This is a genomic window from Streptomyces sp. GESEQ-35 (genome assembly GCF_017948485.1).
In the GTDB taxonomy this organism is placed as follows: domain Bacteria; phylum Actinomycetota; class Actinomycetes; order Streptomycetales; family Streptomycetaceae; genus Streptomyces.
The window spans coordinates 1-17,736 of record NZ_JAFFSX010000036.1 but is presented as its reverse complement, the minus strand read 5'-3'; the positions used below and the strand labels follow the sequence as shown (position 1 = coordinate 17,736).

The 17,736-nt window shown below is 70.7% G+C and carries 16 protein-coding genes, 1 tRNA gene and 1 pseudogene; 10 read left to right on the top strand and 8 right to left on the bottom strand.

The features are described from left to right. Window positions 1-209: 209 nt before the first annotated feature. A pseudogene (locus KCH87_RS43705) lies at window positions 210-842 on the top strand (SUKH-4 family immunity protein); the annotation flags it as partial. 21 nt (window positions 843-863) lie between these two features. Here KCH87_RS43705 and KCH87_RS43700 read toward each other — a convergent pair. After that, window positions 864-938 (bottom strand) — tRNA-Cys (locus KCH87_RS43700). A 187-nt stretch (window positions 939-1,125) separates the two neighbouring features. On the opposite strand from KCH87_RS43700, the gene KCH87_RS43695 reads away from it, so the two are divergent. The 6 genes from KCH87_RS43695 to KCH87_RS43670 all read left to right on the top strand — a co-directional run bounded on the left by KCH87_RS43695 (window position 1,126) and on the right by KCH87_RS43670 (window position 7,647). After that, window positions 1,126-2,691, top strand: coding sequence for an MFS transporter (locus tag KCH87_RS43695; protein ID WP_210593531.1), 1,566 nt, complete (start codon window positions 1,126-1,128; stop codon window positions 2,689-2,691). 32 nt (window positions 2,692-2,723) lie between these two features. After that, window positions 2,724-2,921: a hypothetical protein gene (locus KCH87_RS43690; RefSeq protein ID WP_210593530.1), complete on the top strand. Its 198-nt coding sequence runs from the start codon at window positions 2,724-2,726 to the stop codon at window positions 2,919-2,921. After that, window positions 2,921-3,289 carry a type II toxin-antitoxin system death-on-curing family toxin gene (locus KCH87_RS43685; protein ID WP_210593529.1) on the top strand — a complete coding sequence of 123 codons (369 nt, stop codon included), beginning with the start codon at window positions 2,921-2,923 and terminating at the stop codon, window positions 3,287-3,289. Before KCH87_RS43690 ends, KCH87_RS43685 begins: the two co-directional genes overlap by 1 nt. 134 nt (window positions 3,290-3,423) lie before the next feature. Next, window positions 3,424-5,226 (top strand): DEAD/DEAH box helicase, encoded by a 1,803-nt coding sequence (locus KCH87_RS43680; protein WP_210593528.1) that lies wholly within the window; start codon window positions 3,424-3,426, stop codon window positions 5,224-5,226. Window positions 5,227-5,603: 377 nt separating this feature from the next. Then, the gene (locus tag KCH87_RS43675) at window positions 5,604-6,245 is read left to right on the top strand and encodes an IclR family transcriptional regulator (RefSeq protein WP_210593527.1); all 642 of its coding nucleotides are present in this window, start codon (window positions 5,604-5,606) and stop codon (window positions 6,243-6,245) included. A 607-nt stretch (window positions 6,246-6,852) separates the two neighbouring features. Then, complete coding sequence (locus tag KCH87_RS43670; RefSeq protein ID WP_210593526.1) at window positions 6,853-7,647, top strand: S16 family serine protease; 795 nt, start codon at window positions 6,853-6,855, stop codon at window positions 7,645-7,647. Between the two features lie 59 nt (window positions 7,648-7,706). Here KCH87_RS43670 and KCH87_RS43665 read toward each other — a convergent pair whose 3' ends face one another. The 5 genes from KCH87_RS43665 to KCH87_RS43645 are packed head-to-tail and all read right to left on the bottom strand — an operon-like array spanning window position 7,707 to window position 11,937. Beyond that, window positions 7,707-8,666, bottom strand: coding sequence for a glycine betaine ABC transporter substrate-binding protein (locus KCH87_RS43665; protein WP_210593525.1), 960 nt, complete (start codon window positions 8,664-8,666; stop codon window positions 7,707-7,709). After that, the gene (locus tag KCH87_RS43660) at window positions 8,663-9,538 is read right to left on the bottom strand and encodes an ABC transporter permease (protein ID WP_210593524.1); all 876 of its coding nucleotides are present in this window, start codon (window positions 9,536-9,538) and stop codon (window positions 8,663-8,665) included. The genes KCH87_RS43665 and KCH87_RS43660 overlap by 4 nt, the downstream gene beginning before the upstream one ends. Beyond that, window positions 9,535-10,770, bottom strand: a complete 1,236-nt coding sequence (locus KCH87_RS43655; protein WP_210593523.1) for a betaine/proline/choline family ABC transporter ATP-binding protein — start codon at window positions 10,768-10,770, stop codon at window positions 9,535-9,537. The genes KCH87_RS43660 and KCH87_RS43655 overlap by 4 nt, the downstream gene beginning before the upstream one ends. After that, window positions 10,763-11,410: an ABC transporter permease gene (locus tag KCH87_RS43650; RefSeq protein ID WP_210593522.1), complete on the bottom strand. Its 648-nt coding sequence runs from the start codon at window positions 11,408-11,410 to the stop codon at window positions 10,763-10,765. Before KCH87_RS43650 ends, KCH87_RS43655 begins: the two co-directional genes overlap by 8 nt. A 56-nt stretch (window positions 11,411-11,466) precedes the next feature. After that, entirely contained in the window at window positions 11,467-11,937 is a 471-nt protein-coding gene (locus tag KCH87_RS43645) for an Lrp/AsnC family transcriptional regulator (RefSeq protein WP_210593521.1), read from the bottom strand. A gap of 123 nt (window positions 11,938-12,060) precedes the next feature. On the opposite strand from KCH87_RS43645, the gene hppD reads away from it, so the two are divergent. After that, complete coding sequence (gene hppD, locus KCH87_RS43640; protein ID WP_210593520.1) at window positions 12,061-13,215, top strand: 4-hydroxyphenylpyruvate dioxygenase; 1,155 nt, start codon at window positions 12,061-12,063, stop codon at window positions 13,213-13,215. 9 nt (window positions 13,216-13,224) lie between these two features. On the opposite strand, the gene KCH87_RS43635 is transcribed toward hppD, so the two are convergent. After that, a complete protein-coding gene (locus KCH87_RS43635; protein WP_210593519.1) occupies window positions 13,225-14,643 on the bottom strand; it encodes a lipopolysaccharide assembly protein LapB in 1,419 nt (472 codons plus the stop codon). A gap of 92 nt (window positions 14,644-14,735) precedes the next feature. On the opposite strand from KCH87_RS43635, the gene KCH87_RS43630 reads away from it, so the two are divergent. Beyond that, on the top strand, window positions 14,736-16,151 hold the full coding sequence (locus KCH87_RS43630) for an FAD-binding oxidoreductase (RefSeq protein WP_210593518.1): 1,416 nt from the start codon (window positions 14,736-14,738) through the stop codon (window positions 16,149-16,151). Window positions 16,152-16,153: 2 nt separating this feature from the next. Here KCH87_RS43630 and KCH87_RS43625 read toward each other — a convergent pair whose 3' ends face one another. Next, on the bottom strand, window positions 16,154-16,564 hold the full coding sequence (locus KCH87_RS43625; RefSeq protein ID WP_210593517.1) for an SsgA family sporulation/cell division regulator: 411 nt from the start codon (window positions 16,562-16,564) through the stop codon (window positions 16,154-16,156). Window positions 16,565-16,827: 263 nt separating this feature from the next. Between KCH87_RS43625 and KCH87_RS43620 the strand changes: the two genes are divergently transcribed. Continuing rightward, window positions 16,828-17,736: DUF2510 domain-containing protein (locus tag KCH87_RS43620; protein WP_210593516.1), on the top strand; the 909-nt coding region annotated here is incomplete at its 3' end.

Genomic DNA, 17,736 nt, shown 5'->3' with positions numbered 1-17,736 from the left:
ACCATTCATGCACGGGGGATTCCATGAGCACGACCAGCGCGACCTGCATCGCGGTGACCGCCCTGACCGGGGACGAGCCGGATCCGTTCGAAGTGGCTGCACCGCCGGGCCACGGGCTGCGGGGTGACGAGGAGCCGAGTCCGTTCGGGGTGGACGGGGCGGTGTGCGGCGAGTTGGCTCCGTATGCGGTGGACACGTCGATGCACCGCACGCTGGTGTGGTTCGCGACGGCGGCCGATGAACTGGCCGGGCTGCGCGGCGAGTTCGCGGCGTATGCGGGGCGCTTCGGGCCGGGGGCCGTGGCAGTGGCTTCGCGACGGCTGCTGACGGTGTGGGAGGAGGGGACGGGCGGCGTGATGCCCGCGTTCCGGAGCATGGGCGCCCTGATCCGCCCGCTCGCCTGGATCGCGGAGCCCGGCAGCGGCCTCGCCCTCGACTTGCCGCCGCGGCTGCTGGACGAGGAGTTCGGCACCGGAGCGATCGTCTGCTTCGAGGACGTCGACTTCCCCGCGACCCTCACCCACGAACCGACCCGCCGCTTCCTGCGCGACGTGGGCCTGCCGGAAGAGGCCGCCTGGTTCACGCTGGACACGGACGTACCGCCACGGACACTCGCCGAGTACGGAACGGACGAGCGCGACGGCGACCTCACCCTCCCGCCCGGAGCGAACCGCCTGATACGCCTCGGCCACATCACCGACGACACCAGCCTCGTGATCGACGGCACGACAGGCACGGTCCTGTACTGGACCGAGCGAGAAGCACTCCCGCGCCCCCTGAACACGGACCTCTCCACCCTGGCGTTCACCCTGTGGCTGCTACGGCGCGAAGAGAACCGGGACGCGAACTGAGCGGGACTTTCTTGGAGGCCGTGGCGGGAATCGAACCCACGTAACTCGCTTTGCAGGCGAGCCCCTAAACCACTCGGGCACACGGCCTTGCTTCGTGCACTGACCGTAGGGCGCGGTCGGGGAGGGGCTCAAGGGGAGTGGGGGTGCTGCAATGGGACTGCCATACGGCGTTCATGAAGCGGGGGTGAGTGGGGCGGTCGTACGACCAAGGGTCTAGGTGGGTCCGTTCTCCCGACAGGGGTCAAAGCGGGTTGTGGCCCTTACGCTGGCGACCATGGCCGTCCTCGAACCTCGCGACACCGGTGTCGCGGACCTCACCGATTCCCCTTCGGTCGCCGAGCGCGACGAGACCGTCCTGAGCCGTGGCTACCGCGCGCTCAGCATCGGCATCGTCTCGGTCGTGCTGCTGATCGCCTTCGAGGCGACCGCCGTCGGCACGGCGATGCCGGTCGCGGCGCGGGAGCTGGACGGGGTGTCGCTGTACGCGTTCGCGTTCTCCGGGTACTTCACGACGAGCCTGCTCGGAATGGTGCTCTCCGGTCAGTGGTCGGACCGACGCGGCCCGCTCGGGGCGTTGACCACGGGCATCGCAGCCTTCGCGGCCGGCCTGCTGCTGTCCGGCACGGCAGGCGCGATGTGGCTGTTCATCCTGGGGCGGGCCGTCCAGGGGTTCGGCGGCGGGTTGGTGATCGTCGCGCTGTACGTCGTCGTCGGCCGCGCCTACCCGGGGCGGCTGCAACCGGCGATCATGGCGGCGTTCGCGGCGAGCTGGGTCGTGCCGTCCGTCGTCGGCCCGCTCGCGTCGGGCGCGGTGACCGAACACCTCGGCTGGCGCTGGGTCTTTGTCGGCATCCCGGCACTCGTCGTGTTCCCGCTGGCGCTCGCGCTGCCGCAGATACGGCGCCGGGCGGCGGGTCCGGTGGATGGGGCAGTGGACGGGGAGCCCGCGCCGGTCCGCCTGGCCTCCACTCCGGGGGAGGGAGGCGCCGGCCCTGCACGCCAGGCCTCCCCTCCGCAGAAGGGAGCCGGCGGCCCTGCACGTAAGTCGTCCTTCGATCGTCGCCGTATCCGGCTCGCCCTCGGGATCTCCCTCGGTGCGGGGCTTCTTCAGTACGCCGCTCAGGATCTGCGGTGGGTCTCGCTGGTCCCCGGTGTGGTGGGGGCGGCGCTGCTGGTGCCGGCTGCGCTCGGGCTGCTGCCGCGCGGTACGTACCGGGCCGCCCGTGGTCTGCCGTCCGTCGTGTTGTTGCGCGGAGTCGCCGCGGGCTCCTTCATCGCCGCCGAGTCCTTTGTGCCGCTGATGCTGGTCACCCAGCGGGGGTTGTCGCCGACGTTGGCCGGGTTCTCGCTCGCGGCGGGCGGGGGGACGTGGGCGCTGGGTTCGTGGGTGCAGTCGCGGGCGCGGGTGGCGCCGTACCGGGAACGGCTGATGACGCTCGGGATGGTGCTGGTGGCTGCCGCGATCGCCGCCGCGCCGAGCGTGCTGATCGAGGCGGTGCCGGCCTGGACCGTCGCCGTCGCGTGGGGCGTGGGCTGCTTCGGCATGGGCCTGGTGATCTCCTCCACCAGCGTGCTGCTCCTCAAGCTCTCCGCCCCCGAGGAGGCCGGTACCAACTCCGCCGCCCTCCAGATCTCCGACGGCCTCTCCAACGTCCTCCTCCTCGCGGCGGGCGGCGCGGCCTTCGCGGCGCTGGGTGGCGGCACGGTGGCGCATACGGCGACGGGGGCGGCGGGCTCGGGTTCGCATCCGGCCGCGTTCGCCGTGGTGTTCCTGCCGATGGCGGGGGTGGCGTTGGTGGGGGCGTGGGTGACGACTCGGCTGCGAGTCGCTGCGCGCTGACACCGAGTGGTACCGCGTAGTACCATCGAAGCATGGCTGGATTGAACCTGCGATTTACGGACGACGAGCTCGACGCACTGCGCGAGCGTGCGGCATCGGAAGGGCGCAGCATGCAGGCCTTCGCGCATGACGCCGTGATCGCGGCCATAAACGAGCACTCGCGCCTGTTCAACGAGGCGGCCGAGCACGTGCTGAAGGCCAGTGCCGAGCTGAACCGGAGGCTCGCCTGATGCACTACCTCACGCTGCCCGAGCTGCTGAACCTTGCGAAGCGGCTCGGGGCGGACGAGGTGCGTGACTACGGGCTCCTGGACTCGGCATTGGCCCGCCCCCAGTCCAGCGTGTTCGGACAGGACGCGTATCCCGACGTCTGGCAGAAGGCCGCGGCACTGATGGAGTCGCTCGCCCGCAACTACGCCCTCGTCGACGGGAACAAGCGCATCGCCTGGTACGCGACCTGGGTCTTCCTGCACATGAACGGGCACCCCCTCGACGCCGACTTCGACGTGGACGAGGCCGAGGCGTTTGTGCTCGACGTCTGTCAGGGGGCATTGGACGTACCGAAGATCGCGGCTCAGCTGCCGCGCTTCGCACGCTGATCCCAAGTGCCACTGTGACCTCAGTCCCATCCATGGGTGCCCCGGCACAGTCCGCCCGTTGACGGAAACCCGGCGCCGGTAGGGTGGCCCGGTTGTCATACCCAGCCGAGCCGCTCGACCGAACAACGGAGACCGTGACTACCACCGCCGCCGCCAGCTCCTCGTCGTCGCATCACCTGTCACCCGCGTTCCCCGGCCGCGCCCCCTGGGGTACCGCCAGCAAGCTGCGTGCCTGGCAGCAAGGGGCCATGGAGAGGTACATCCAGGAGCAGCCGCGTGACTTCCTGGCCGTGGCCACGCCCGGCGCCGGGAAGACGACGTTCGCGCTGACGCTGGCGTCCTGGCTGCTGCATCACCACGTCGTGCAGCAGGTGACCGTCGTCGCGCCGACCGAGCATCTGAAGAAGCAGTGGGCGGAGGCCGCGGCGCGTATCGGGATCAAGCTCGACCCCGAGTACAGCGCCGGGCCGCTCGGCAAGGACTACCAGGGGGTCGCGGTCACGTACGCCGGTGTCGGCGTGCGGCCCATGCTGCACCGCAACCGCGTCGAGCAGCGCAAGACCCTCGTCATCCTCGACGAGATCCATCACGCCGGTGACTCCAAGTCCTGGGGCGAGGCGTGCCTGGAGGCCTTCGAGCCGGCCACGCGCCGGCTCGCGCTCACCGGTACGCCGTTCCGGTCCGACACCAACCCCATTCCGTTCGTGGCCTACGAAGAGGGCAACGACGGCATCCGGCGCTCGGCCGCCGACTACACGTACGGGTACGGGTCCGCGCTCTCCGACGGCGTCGTCCGGCCCGTCATCTTCCTGTCCTACAGCGGGAACATGCGGTGGCGTACGAAGGCCGGTGACGAGATCGCCGCCCGGCTCGGCGAGCCGATGACCAAGGACGCCGTCAGCCAGGCCTGGCGTACCGCACTCGATGCGGGCGGCGAGTGGATGCCGAGCGTGCTGCGCGCCGCCGACCAGCGGCTGACCGAGGTCCGGAAGGGGATCCCGGACGCGGGTGCGCTCGTCATCGCGTCCGACCAGGACTCGGCGCGTGCGTACGCCAAGCTCATCCGTGAGATCACGGGCACGAAGGCGACGGTCGTCCTGTCCGACGACGCCGGCGCGTCCAACCGGATCGACGAGTTCAGCGCCGGTGACGACCGCTGGATGGTCGCGGTGCGGATGGTGTCGGAAGGCGTCGACGTGCCGCGGCTCGCGGTCGGGGTCTACGCCACGACCATCTCCACGCCGCTCTTCTTCGCGCAGGCCGTCGGCCGTTTCGTACGGTCCCGGCGGCGCGGGGAGACGGCTTCCGTCTTCCTGCCGACGGTCCCTGACCTCCTCACCTTCGCCAACGAGATGGAGGTCGAGCGCGACCACGCCCTCGACAAGCCCAAGAAGGAGGGCGAGGAGGACCCGTACGCCGAGGAGGACAAGCTCCTCCAGGAGGCCGAGCAGCAGCAGGACGAGGACACCGGCGAGCAGGAGCAGTTCGCCTTCGAGGCGCTGGAGTCCGAGGCCGTCTTCGACCGGGTGCTGTACGACGGCGCCGAGTTCGGCATGCAGGCCCACCCGGGGAGCGAGGAGGAGCAGGACTACCTCGGAATTCCTGGGCTGTTGGAGCCCGACCAGGTGCAAATGCTGCTCCAGAAGCGGCAGGCCCGGCAGATCGCGCACAGCCGCAAGAAGCCGGACGAGGAGGCCGACCTGCTCGAACTGCCCGCCGAGCGGCGGCCGGTGGTCAGTCACAAGGAGATGATGGAGCTGCGCAAGCAGCTCAACACGATGGTGAGTGCGTACGTCCACCAGAGCGGCAAGCCGCACGGCGTCATCCACACCGAACTGCGGCGCGTGTGCGGCGGCCCGCCGAGCGCGGAGGCGACGGTGGGGCAGCTGCGGCAGCGGATCGCCAAGGTGCAGGAGTGGGCCACGCGGATGAAGTGACGTCCGTCCCGTCGATCCATCCGCACGGGGGCGCGTGACCTGGGGCGTGTGCGCTGTGTGCGGGTGTGGTGCACGGCGCGTGGTGGGCGTCGTACATGTCGGGGTAAATGCCTTTACCCATCCAGGCAAAGGGGAGTGGTCCGTACCGGCCGCTGACCGGATTCTGGACGGAGCCTTCCGCTCAGCGAACCGCCTTCGCTACTGTCCCGCTACGCACACGCCCCGTGGCAGCGCCGCCGCGGAGCGCAGCCGTGAAGCGACGCGGTCCGGAAGGCCGGGCCGCCGACCGATCGGCGGCCTCTGAAGCGCGTCACTGACGGGACTCGGTGACGCATCCGCCGCGAGGCCGTCGACCTCACCACTAAGGAGTGGGCGTCGTGACCGCGGAGACCTCTCAGACGCTCGACCGGGGACTGCGTGTCCTCAAGCTGCTGGCCGATACGGACCACGGGCTGACCGTCACCGAGCTTTCCAACAAACTGGGCGTGAACCGGACCGTTGTGTACCGGTTGCTCGCCACGCTTGAGCAGCATGCACTCGTACGACGTGACCTGGGCGGACGTGCCCGGGTCGGGCTCGGGGTGCTGCGGTTGGGCCGTCAGGTGCATCCGTTGGTGCGCGAGGCGGCGTTGCCCGCTCTGCGGTCGCTCGCCGAGGACATAGGGGCGACCGCGCATCTCACGCTGGTGGACGGGGCGGATGCGTTGGCCGTGGCGGTCGTCGAGCCGACGTGGACCGACTATCACGTGGCGTATCGGGCGGGGTTTCGGCATCCGCTGGACCGGGGGGCCGCGGGGAAGGCGATCCTCTCCGCGCGGCAGCGGACGGTGGGGGAGCCGGGGTACACCCTGACGCATGGGGAGTTGGAGGCGGGGGCGAGTGGGGCCGCGGCGCCGTTGATCGGCGTGACCGGGGTCGAGGGGAGTGTGGGGGTCGTGATGCTGGCGGATGCGGTGCCGGAGCGGGTGGGGCCGAGGGTGGTGGACGCGGCGCGGGAGGTTGCGGAGGCGCTGCGCTGACGTGAGCTGGGGCGTGGGTTGTGGGGTCCGGCGCTTGCGGGGTGTGGCGGGTTGGGGCCGGCCGGGGCGTGGGTTGTGCGGTCCGGCGCTTGCGGGGTGCGGCGGGTTGGGGCTGGCCGGGGCGTGGGTTGTGCGGTCCGGCGCTTGCGGGGTGCCGCGGGTTGGTGCCGGCCGGGGGTGGGTTGCGCAGCCCGGCGTCGAGGGGTGCCGCGGGTTGGTGCCGGCGTGGGGTGGGTCGCGCAGCCCGGCGCTGGCGGGGTGCCGCCTGCGCCCACCCGTGCCGCCCCAGGCGGCACGACTGCCCGCAGCTGTGGCGGCGTGGCAGCGCTCGCAGCTATGGCGGCGCGGAACGCCCGCAGCTACGGCGGCGTGGGTAGCCTTCGCAGCTACCGCCGCAGCGCGGTGCCCGCAGTACGGGCGCGTGCGTGGCGCCGGCAGCCTTGCCGCACGCCTGGCGTCCGCAGCTACGGCCGCCTGCGTGGTACCCGCAGCCACGGGCGCGTGCGTGGTGCTCGTCGGCACGGCGATGTGCGTGCTGTTCCCCGTTGAGGCCCCGTCCGTGCTGCCCGCGGCCATCGGCCCGAACGCCGCCCGTTAGATTGACCCCGTGCTCCTCTCTCGTCTCACGCGCCCCCAGGCCCTGGTCGCCTGTGCTCTGCCCGTTGTCGGTCTGATCGCGACGGCGGTGTTCGCGCCGCTGCCGTTTTCGCTGACGCAGCCGGGGCTGACGGCGGACGTGCTCGGGGAGAACAGGGGGACGCCGGTGATCACGATCTCCGGGGTGCCGACCCGGGAGACGAGCGGGCAGCTGCGGATGACGACGATCGAGGCGACCAACCCGGACACCGACGTCTCGCTCGGCGATGTGATCGATGCGTGGTTCCGTACGGACAAGGCGGTCATGCCGCGCGACTCGGTCTATCCGAGCGGCGAGAACGTCAAGGAGATCGAGCAGCACAACACCGAGCAGATGCGTGAGTCCCAGGACGCGGCGACCGAAGCCGCGCTGAACCACCTCGACCTCAGCGACAAGAACGTCAAGGTCACGCTCAGGCTCGCCGACGTCGGCGGCCCCAGCGCCGGGCTCCTCTTCTCGCTCGGCATCATCGACAAGCTCGACGGCAACGGCAGCGGCGGCGAACTCACCGGCGGTCGTACCGTCGCCGGCACGGGGACGATCGACGCCGACGGCACGGTCGGCGCCGTCGGCGGTGTCGCCCTGAAGACGCAGGCCGCGCGACGGGACGGCGCCACCGTCTTCCTCGTGCCGAAGGACGAATGCGGTGACGCCGAGTCCGAGCTGCCCAAGGGGCTGCGGCTGATTCCGGTGACCACCCTCAAGGGCGCGGTCAGTTCCCTGGTGGCGCTGGAGAAAGGGACGGGCTCGGTACCGAGCTGCTGAGCCCCCCCCCCCCCCAAACCCCCCCCCCCCCCCCCGCCCCGCACCCCCCGCCCCCCGCCTCACCCCTCCTTCACGAACCCCTCCTCCTTCAGCCAGTCCAACGCCACCTGATGCGGATCCTGCCCGTCGACATCCACCTTGCCGTTCAGCTCCTGCGCCACCGCGTTGTTCAGCCGCTTGGTGATCGGGTCGAGGACCTCCGCGATGGCCGGGTGCTTCTTCAGCGCCTTGGTATTGATCTCGGGCGCCGCGTTGTAGTTGGGGAAGAACTTCTTGTCGTCCGCCATCACCTCCAGGTTCATCGACTTGATGCGCCCGTCGGTGGTGAACACCTCCCCGTACGTGCAACTCCCCTTCGCCGCCTGGGTGTAGATGATCCCGGTGTCCATCTGCGTGATGTTGCCCGCGGCCACGTCCATGCCGTACGCCTTCTGCATCCCCGGCAACCCGTCCGCCCGGTTGGCGAACTCGCTCTCCACGCACAGCGTCACCGCGCCGGGATCGGACTTCGACAGTGCGGCCACGTCGGACAGGGTCTTCGTGCCGTACTTCTTGAAGTTGGCCTGGTTCATGGCGAGCGCGTAGGTGTTGTTCAACGACGCCGGGGGCAGCCAGGTCAGCCCGTTCTTCGCGTCCGCGTCGCGCACCGCCCGCCACTGCTGCTCCGGGTCGGGGATGGGCTCGCTGTTGCCGAGGTAGGTGATCCAGGCGGTGCCCGTGTAGTCGTACATCCCGTCCGCGTCCCCGCTCTTGACCGCCTCGCGTGCGCCGATGGAGCCCTGGATGCCGGTGCGGTCGAGCACCTCGGCGCCGGCCGCCTCGAAGGCGATGCCCATGATCGCGCCGAGGATCAGCTGCTCGGTGAACTCCTTCGACGTCACCGTCAAATCGGCGCCCTTGAGCGGCTCGCCCTGTCCGATCGAGCCGGGACGGACGTCGTCCACCATCGGGGAACCGCTGGTCAGACCGCAGCCTGTCACCAACACCAAAGCGGCGAGCACCGCACACTTCCGCCTCATGTCCCCACCTCCAGTCCCCGCGGCCGCAGCAGCAGTTCGGCCAGCGAGGCCAGCCAGTCGACCAACAGGGCGAGGGCGACCGTGAGGATCGAACCCAGCATCAGCACGGGCATCCGCTGGGTGGTGATGCCGGTGGTGATGAGGACCCCCAGCCCGCCGCCCCCGCCGAACGTCGCCAGCGTCGCCGTACCGACGTTGAGGACGAGCGCCGTCCGCACGCCCGCCAGGATCAGCGGGACCGCCAGCGGCAGCTCCACCCGGGAGAGCACGCCGAGCGGGGACATGCCGATGCCGCGGGCCGCCTCCAGCAGGGTCGGGTCGTTGGCCTTCAGGCCGGCGATCGTGTTCGACAGCACCGGCAGGACGGCGTAGATGATCATGCCGATCAGGGCGGCTCTCCGGCCGATGCCCAGCCAGATCACCAGCAGGGCGAGCAGGCCGATCGCGGGTGTCGCCTGGCCCATGTTGGCGAACGCCATCGCCACCGGGGTCGCCTTCCGGAAGGTCTTGCGGGTCAGCAGGATGCCCAGCGGGATCGCGATGATCAGCACGAAGAAGGTGGAGATCGCGGTGAGTTGGATGTGCTCCCAGAGCAGTTTGGACACCACGCCGTCCGACAGCGCGTTCTCGGCGATGGGGTCCAGGTCGGCCTGCTCGAACCACAGCCAGGTGGCCAGCAGTACGGCGACGAGGACGGCCGGCAGGAAGGTGAGCTTCTGCCAGCCGATCCGGCGCTTCGCCACCGCCGGTGCGGGCGGCGGCGGTTCCTGGTCGCCCGGCACCTCGCCCTCGTCCCGGAAGACATGCCCCTTGACCTCGTGCTCGCCCTCGGGACGCCGGCCGGCGGAGGTGGCCCCGCCTTCTCCCCTCACGCCTTCTCCCCTCCGACGCCCTCCTGCTCGGCATGGGTCTGCTGGGCCCGCAGCTCCTCCAGTTCGTGCTGGTGCTCCATGGCGTCGAGCCGGTCGGCCTCCAGCAGCTCGTGCACGGAGTTCATCAGCGTCTCCATGTCGACCACGCCCGTGTACTCACCGCGCCGCCCGGTCACCGCGACCCGCCCCGCGTTGTCGGTGAGGACCGCCTCCAGCGCGTCGCGGAGGGTCGCGTCCCGGGTCACCGTGTCGTGCACGAGCGTGCCCGCGCGGGCCAGCGAGCCCTTGGCGCGCATCATGTCGCCGCGCCGGAGCCACTTGTACGGCCGTCGGTGCTTGTCGAGCAGCAGGATCTCGTTCGTGCCGCTGGCGCGGAGCTTGTTGAAGATCTGCTGGAGCGGGTCGTCGACGGTGACCGTCGGATAGTCGGTGATCTCCACATCCCGGACGCGGGTGAGGTTGAGCCGCTTCAGCGCCGCCCCGGCCCCGACGAACCCGGAGACGAAGTCGTCGGCCGGGTTGGTGAGGATCGCCTCCGGGGTGTCGAACTGAGCGATGTGGGACCGTTCGCGCAATACGGCGATGCGATCACCCAGCTTGATCGCCTCGTCGAAGTCATGGGTGACGAAGACGATCGTCTTGTGCAGCTCGTGCTGGAGCCTGATCAGCTCGTCCTGGAGGTGATCGCGGGTGATCGGGTCGACCGCACCGAACGGCTCGTCCATCAGGAGTACGGGCGGATCGGCGGCCAGCGCCCGTGCCACGCCCACGCGTTGCTGCTGACCGCCGGACAGCTGGCGCGGATAGCGGCCGTGGAACTCGCCCGGGTCGAGCCCGACGAGGTCCAGCATCTCCTCCACCCGCGATCTGATCCGCGCCTTCGGCCAGCCGATCATCTTCGGCACCAGCGAGATATTCTGGGCGACCGTCATGTGCGGGAAGAGACCGGACGCCTGGATCGCGTACCCGACGTTGCGGCGCAGCTTCACCGGGTCCATGTCGGTGACGTCCTCGCCGTTGATGCGGATACGGCCGCCGGTCGGTTCGATCAGCCGGTTGATCATTTTGAGCGTCGTGGACTTCCCGCACCCCGAAGGGCCGACGAAGATGACGATCTCGCCCGCCTGGATCTCCATGTTGACGTTCTCGACGGCCGGCTGTGGGGTCCCCGCATACCGTTTGGTGAGGTTCTCCAGCTCGATGGAGGCACCGGAGGTCGCTGTCTCAGGCACGGATCCCCCTGGGAATGGTCAGCCGTCCGATCAGGACGTACGCGGCGTCGAACAGCAGCGCCAGGATGATGATCCCGAGCGTGCCCGCGAGCACCTGGTTGAGCGCGTTCTTGCTGCCCAGCGAGGCGAGGCCGCGGAAGATCACGTTGCCGAGGCCGGGTCCGGAGGCGTAGGCGGCGATCGCCGCGATGCCCATCAGCATCTGCGTCGAGACCCGGATGCCGGTCAGGATCGGCGGCCAGGCCAGCGGCAGCTCGATCCGCACCAGCCGCATCACCCGGGACATCCCGATGCCCGTGGCCGCGTCCACCAGCGTCGGATCGACCCCGCGCAGCCCCACGATCGAGTTGCGCACGATCGGCAGCAGCCCGTACAGGGTCAGCGCGATCACCGTGGGCGGCACGCCAAGACCGACGATCGGGATGAGCAGACCGATCATGGCGAGCGACGGGATGGTCAGAATGGTCGAGGTGGTCGTGGTGGCGAGACTTCCGGCCCATTCGCTCCGATAGGTCACGATGCCGATCAGAACGCCGAGCAGGGTCGCCACGACCATGCACTGGAAGACGGCACTCGCGTGTTGATAGGCGTCCGCGAGCAACTGCTGATGCCGGTTGCCCAGGTACTCCCAGAAGTTCACGCGTCACCCCAGAGGCTCGGTCACTCCCGTCCGACCGGGCCCCTGCGACCGCTCGGTCACTCGTGAAGCGCCGCCTGCTCCACCAGCGGGATGATCCGCAGCGGAACGGGGTTCTCCATGACGATCGCGGTGGAGGCCCGGACGATGCCATCAAAACCGACAACCAGGTCGATCACCCGCTGAAGATCGGCGTTGGACCGGGCCACGAGCCGGCACAGCATGTCCCCGGTGCCGGTGGTCGTGTGCAGCTCCAGCACCTCCGGCACGGTCGCCAAGTGCGCCCGTACGTCCGGCCCTTGCCCCTGCCGGATCTGTAGCGTCGCGAACGCCGTGACCGGATACCCGAGCGCCGCGGAATCCACCTGGGGGCCGAACCCCCGGATGACGCCATTCGACTGAAGCCGGTCGAGCCGCGCCTGCACCGTCCCCCGGGCGACCCCCAGCCGGCGGGACATCTCCAGCACCCCGATCCGCGGCTCCCGCGCGAGCAGCACGATGATGCGCCCGTCCAGGTGATCGATCCCCATACGGCCCCTCCCGGGTGGTCATCCTGTACAGGAGGCCCGCAGAAACGGGCACTGCACTGGTCGTATTGCCCAGCGAATACGCAAACTATTGCGCACCTTGCAGGGCAGCGCGAGGCTTCCGCTATGGCCGTATCTTCTGCGAACACAGACCACACTCCCGACACCGCCCGGCAGGCCGACCCCTTCCCGGTCAAGGGAATGGACGCGGTCGTCTTCGCCGTGGGCAACGCCAAACAGGCGGCGCACTACTACTCCACCGCCTTCGGCATGCAGCTCGTCGCCTACTCCGGACCGGAGACCGGCAGCCGCGAGACCGCCTCGTACGTGCTCACCAACGGCTCCGCCCGCTTCGTCCTCACCTCGGTGATCAAACCCGCCTCCACCTGGGGCCACTTCCTCGCCGAGCATGTGGCCGAGCACGGCGACGGCGTCATCGACCTCGCCATCGAGGTCCCGGACGCCCGCAAGGCCCACGCGTACGCCGTCGAGCACGGCGCGCGTTCGATCGCCGAGCCGTACGAGCTGAAGGACGAGCACGGCACGGTCGTACTCGCCACGATCGCCACCTACGGCCAGACCCGGCACACCCTGGTCGACCGGTCGGGCTACGACGGCCCGTACCTCCCCGGCTTCACCCCCGCCGCCCCCCTCGTCGAACCGCCCGCCCAGCGCACCTTCCAGGCCATCGACCACTGCGTCGGCAACGTCGAGCTCGGCCACATGAACGAGTGGGTGGCCTTCTACAACAAGGTCATGGGCTTCACGAACATGAAGGAGTTCGTGGGCGACGACATCGCCACCGAGTACAGCGCGCTGATGTCGAAGGTCGTCGCGGACGGGACGCGCAAGGTCAAGTTCCCGATCAACGAGCCCGCCATCGCCAAGAAGAAGTCCCAGATCGACGAGTACCTGGAGTTCTACGGCGGCGCGGGCGTCCAGCACATCGCGCTCAACACCAACGACATCGTCCAGACGGTACGGACGATGCGGGCGGCCGGCGTGCGGTTCCTCGACACCCCCGACTCGTACTACGACACCCTCGGCGAGTGGGTCGGCGACACCCGCGTCCCCGTCGAGACCCTGCGCGAACTGAAGATCCTCGCCGACCGCGACGAGGACGGCTACCTGCTCCAGATCTTCACCAAGCCGGTCCAGGACCGCCCGACCGTCTTCTTCGAGATCATCGAGCGCCACGGCTCGATGGGCTTCGGCAAGGGCAACTTCAAGGCCCTCTTCGAGGCGATCGAGAGGGAACAGGAGCAGCGGGGCAACCTGTAACCAGGAGAACTAGGCAGGCGGGGGCTCGTCGGCGGGCGGGTCGCCGAGCCCCCGCAACGCCTCCCGTGCCGAGGGAGCCCCCCACGGCGAGAAGTACGGGTTGATCCGCAGCGCCTCCTGAAGGTGCCGCCGGGCGGGCCCGTACAGCTCCGACTCGCCCTCGATCATGCCCCGGTGATACACGTACAGCGCGCTGCGGACCCCACCCCCGTGTTCCTTGTCCGTCGCCCGTACCGCGAACTTCAGCGCCTCCTCGTTGTGCCCGGCCCGGTGCAGCGCCCACCCCAGCGCGTCGGCCACGGCGATCCCCGGCTGGCGCTGCCACTCGGCACGCAGTCGCCGTACCGCCGCCTCCGGATCCCCGTGGTCGGCCTCGAACTGCCCGAGGATCAGCTCCTCGTCGGCCCCGCCCGCCGCGGCGCCGCGTACCCGCTCCCGCAGCAGGTCGTACTGCACGCGCGCGGCCTGGTCGAGCCCCAGCGACTCGTACAACTCGCCCAGTTCCAGGGCGTACTGAGGCAACGGCTGCTTGGCGAGCGCCACCCGGTACGCGTTCAGGGCCTCCGACGTCCGCCCCAGCCCCGCCAGCGCCCGCCCCTGCCCGGCCTGCGCTCCCCGCTGGTCGGGGTCGATACGGACCGCCTCCTGGAAGTGCCGCAGCGCGACCTCCAGATCCCCGCGCTCGAAGGCCAGCTGCCCGGTCCGCTCCAGATACGCGGCCTTCTCGGCGGGTGCCTCGGCGCCGGCCGCCGCGTCGGTGAGCGAGGCCGCCGCGTCCTCGCGCCAGCCGTGGTCGCGGTAGACGGCCGCGGCCCGCGCGAGCACGGCGGGACCGGAGTGCAGCTCCAGCAGCCGGTCCAGGGCCCGCTTGGCGGCCTTGTGGTCACCCAGCCCGGTGTACGCGTCGATGAGCACCGGATACGTCGTCCAGCGCTTCGCGTCCAGCTTCAGCGCGTCCTGCCCCCACTTCCGCGCCGTCCGGAAGTCGCGCCGAGCGTTCGCCAGCACCGCCATCCCGGTCAGCGCCTCCGCTCGCGCCACGGTCCCCTTCACCCGCGTGCGCAGCGCCGTGCGCAGCGCCTGCTCGGCCCGCGGATAGTACGACGGCTCCGCGACCCGCCGTCCCTGTTCGACGTACGCCGTCCCGAGCACCGCCCATGACCGCGCGTCCTGGGGATGAGCACGCACCCTGGCCTCGCGCTCGCCGATCAGCGCCGCGAGGTCGGGCAGCGCGGCCGGCACCCCGGCCCCGACCGCCGCCAGCGCCTGCGCCCCCGGCGCCGCGACGGACGCCCGCGAGTCCGGCCGTTCCCAGGGCAGCAGCACCAGCAGTCCGCCGAGTACGGCAGCCCCGGCGACCGCCGCGATCAGCACCCTCCGGGCAACAGGCCTACGCACCTTGTCCGGCGCTTCCTCGTGGTTCTCCATGGCGATCACTGTGCGTCGATACGACGACCACATTCCCGTACCCGAAGCGGTGTGCGGACGGGGTTCACACCGATGGCCGTGAGTGCGACGCTGTGATCATGAGCCGTATCGAAGCGCCTCGTGATGAAGACACCGCAGCGACCGGCAACCTCGTCGACCGTCTGCTCAGCGGCCTGCCCGCCGAGGCCGTCCTCACCGACCCCGACGTCACGGCCTCCTACGCCAACGACATGGCCAGCTTCTGTCCGGCCGGCGCCCCCGCAGTGGTCGTACTGCCGCGCACGGTCGAAGAGGTGCAGCACGTCATGCGCATCGCCACCGAACTGCGCGTCCCGGTCGTCCCGCAGGGCGCCCGCACCGGCCTGTCGGGCGCGGCGAACGCCTCCGACGGCTGCATCGCGCTGTCCCTCACCAAGATGGACCGGATCCTCGAGATCAACCCGGTCGACCGCATCGCCGTCGTCGAACCCGGCGTCATCAACGCCGCCCTGTCCCGCGCGGTGGGCGAACACGGTCTGTACTACCCGCCCGACCCCTCCAGCTGGGAGATGTGCACGATCGGCGGCAACATCGGCACGGCGTCGGGCGGCCTGTGCTGTGTGAAGTACGGGGTCACCGCCGAGTACGTCCTCGGCCTGGACGTCGTCCTGGCCGACGGGCGGCTCATGACCACCGGCCGCCGTACGGCGAAGGGCGTCGCCGGGTACGACATGACCCGCCTGTTCGTGGGGTCGGAGGGCTCACTCGGCATCGTCGTACGCGCGACTCTGGCGCTGAAGCCGCAGCCGCCGCAGCAGCTGGTGCTGGCCGCCGAGTTCGCGTCCGGGGCCGCCGCGTGCGACGCGGTGTGCCGGATCATGGCGGGCGGACACGTGCCGTCCCTCCTCGAACTGATGGACCGTACGACGGTGAAGGCCGTCAACGACATGGCGCACATGGGACTGCCCGAGTCGACGGAGGCGCTGCTGCTGGCGGCCTTCGACACCTCGGACCCCGCCGCCGACCTCGCCGCCGTCGGCGCGCTGTGCGAGGCGGCCGGCGCCACCCAGGTCGTACCGGCGGACGACGCGGCCGAGTCCGAACTGCTGCTCCAGGCACGGCGGTTGTCGCTGACCGCGCTGGAGGCGGTCAAGGGCACGACGATGATCGACGACGTGTGCGTGCCCCGGTCGCGGCTCGGCGACATGCTCGAAGGCACCGAGCGGATCGCCGAGAAGTACCAGCTCACCATCGGGGTCGTCGCCCACGCCGGTGACGGCAACACCCACCCGACGGTCTGCTTCGACGCCCAGGACCCCGACGAGTCCCGGCGCGCCCGCGAGTCCTTCGACGAGATCATGGCGCTCGGCCTGGAACTCGGCGGCACGATCACCGGCGAACACGGCGTGGGCGTCCTGAAGAAGGAGTGGCTGGCGCGCGAGATCGGCCCGGTGGGGGTGGAGATGCAGCGGGGTGTGAAGGCCGTCTTCGACCCGCTGGGCATCCTGAACCCGGGCAAGTTGTTCTGATCTCACTGGGCGAGCAGCTGGTCGAGCGCGTCGTCGATCCCCAGCTGCCCGCCCTCAGTCCCCGGGGGCACCACCCGCAGCGTGCGCTCCAGCCAGGCCGACACCTGGGCCGCCGGGGCCTGGAGCAGGGCGTCTCCGTCGGGTGAACTCAGCGCCATCAGGACGACGCTGCGGCCCTCGGCCTTGGTCGGCCACACCCGCACGTCCCCCTGCCCGCAGGGCCGGAACACGCCCTCGACCAGCAGGCTGCGGGCGAAGGTCCAGTGCACCGGGGAATCGGAGTTGATGTGGAAGGAGATGTGGACGGCGTACGGGTCGTCGCTGCGGAAGCTGAGCCGGGCCGGGACCGGGATGCTCCGCTCCGGCGACAGGATCAGCTTCAGTTCGAGCTCCCGCTCTACCACGCTGTACATATGGCGCGTTTCCTCTCTGGTGTCGCTCTCGTGGGCCCTGGCGTGGGCCCGTACGAGTGGAGAGAGCGGAGAGGCCGGAACCATTACGCGGGTTCGCACAAGTTTTTTCGCCCCCGGAGCTACTTGCCTCCGGGACGTGTGAAGTACGTGTACGAGGTTGCCCGGAAAGGGGTGGGTCCTACGGGACCGGCGGTGGTTGTCGCGCCGGTCTGATAGATGTGGAGGCCCCTATTCGACCCCCGAGCAGATACGGGACGACGGACATGAGCGCCCCAACCCCGGCCCCAGGTGACGACAGGCCCCGCGAGGGCTATTACCCGGACCCCTCCATTCCCGGATATGTCCGGTACTGGAACGGTGCTGCCTGGGTACCGGGCACCAGCCGCCCGGCCCCGACGGACGGCGAGCCGCTCGCCCCGCCGCCCGGCGCCGGCCCGGCTCCGGTGCAGGTCGAGGAGACGGGCCCGCACTTCTTCGACGAGGACCCGGCGAACACGCCGGGTTCGGCAGGCGGCCCCAGCCCGGCCGAGGCCCAGCACGGCAGCCGGCCCGAGCCCGCGTCCGCGTGGGGCGCCGACCGCTCCCGGCAGTCCGGCTTCGGCGGCGACCAGGACCACCGCGTCTCCTGGGGGGCCGCGCAGGGCGCCGACCCGAGGGCGTCCGCCGAGCTGCCGGCCCAGCCGGACGGCCAGTCCGCCCGCACGGACGGTACGGCGTCCATCCCGCCCGCGGAGTCGGACGACGTCGACTCGGGCAACACGTTCCTCTTCCGCCGGCCGACGGCCGGGCCGGGCCGGGCGGCCGCGTCCGCCGACTCCGGCAGTGACGAGGGCACCAACGAGGGCACGATGAAATTCCGCGCGCTCTCCCCGCGCACACCCCAGCAGACCAGGGGAGCGGGGGCGCAGAGCGGGAGCACGGCCGGATCGACCGCGGGCGGTGCGGCCGCGGCCGGTGGTCCTGCCGCCGCCCCGGGAGCCCCCGGTTTCGGTGCCGGAAAGGCGGCGGCCGCCCGTGCGGCGGGCGCCCCCCCCCCCCGCCGCTCCCGCGCCTCTGCCCGGCCCCCAGCAGCCGCCGTCGGCCGCCCCCCAGCAGCCCGCCCCCGCCGTCCCCCCCCCCCCCCCCCCCGCCCTCCCCCCCCCCCCCCCCGGGAGGGCGCAGGCCCGCCTCCC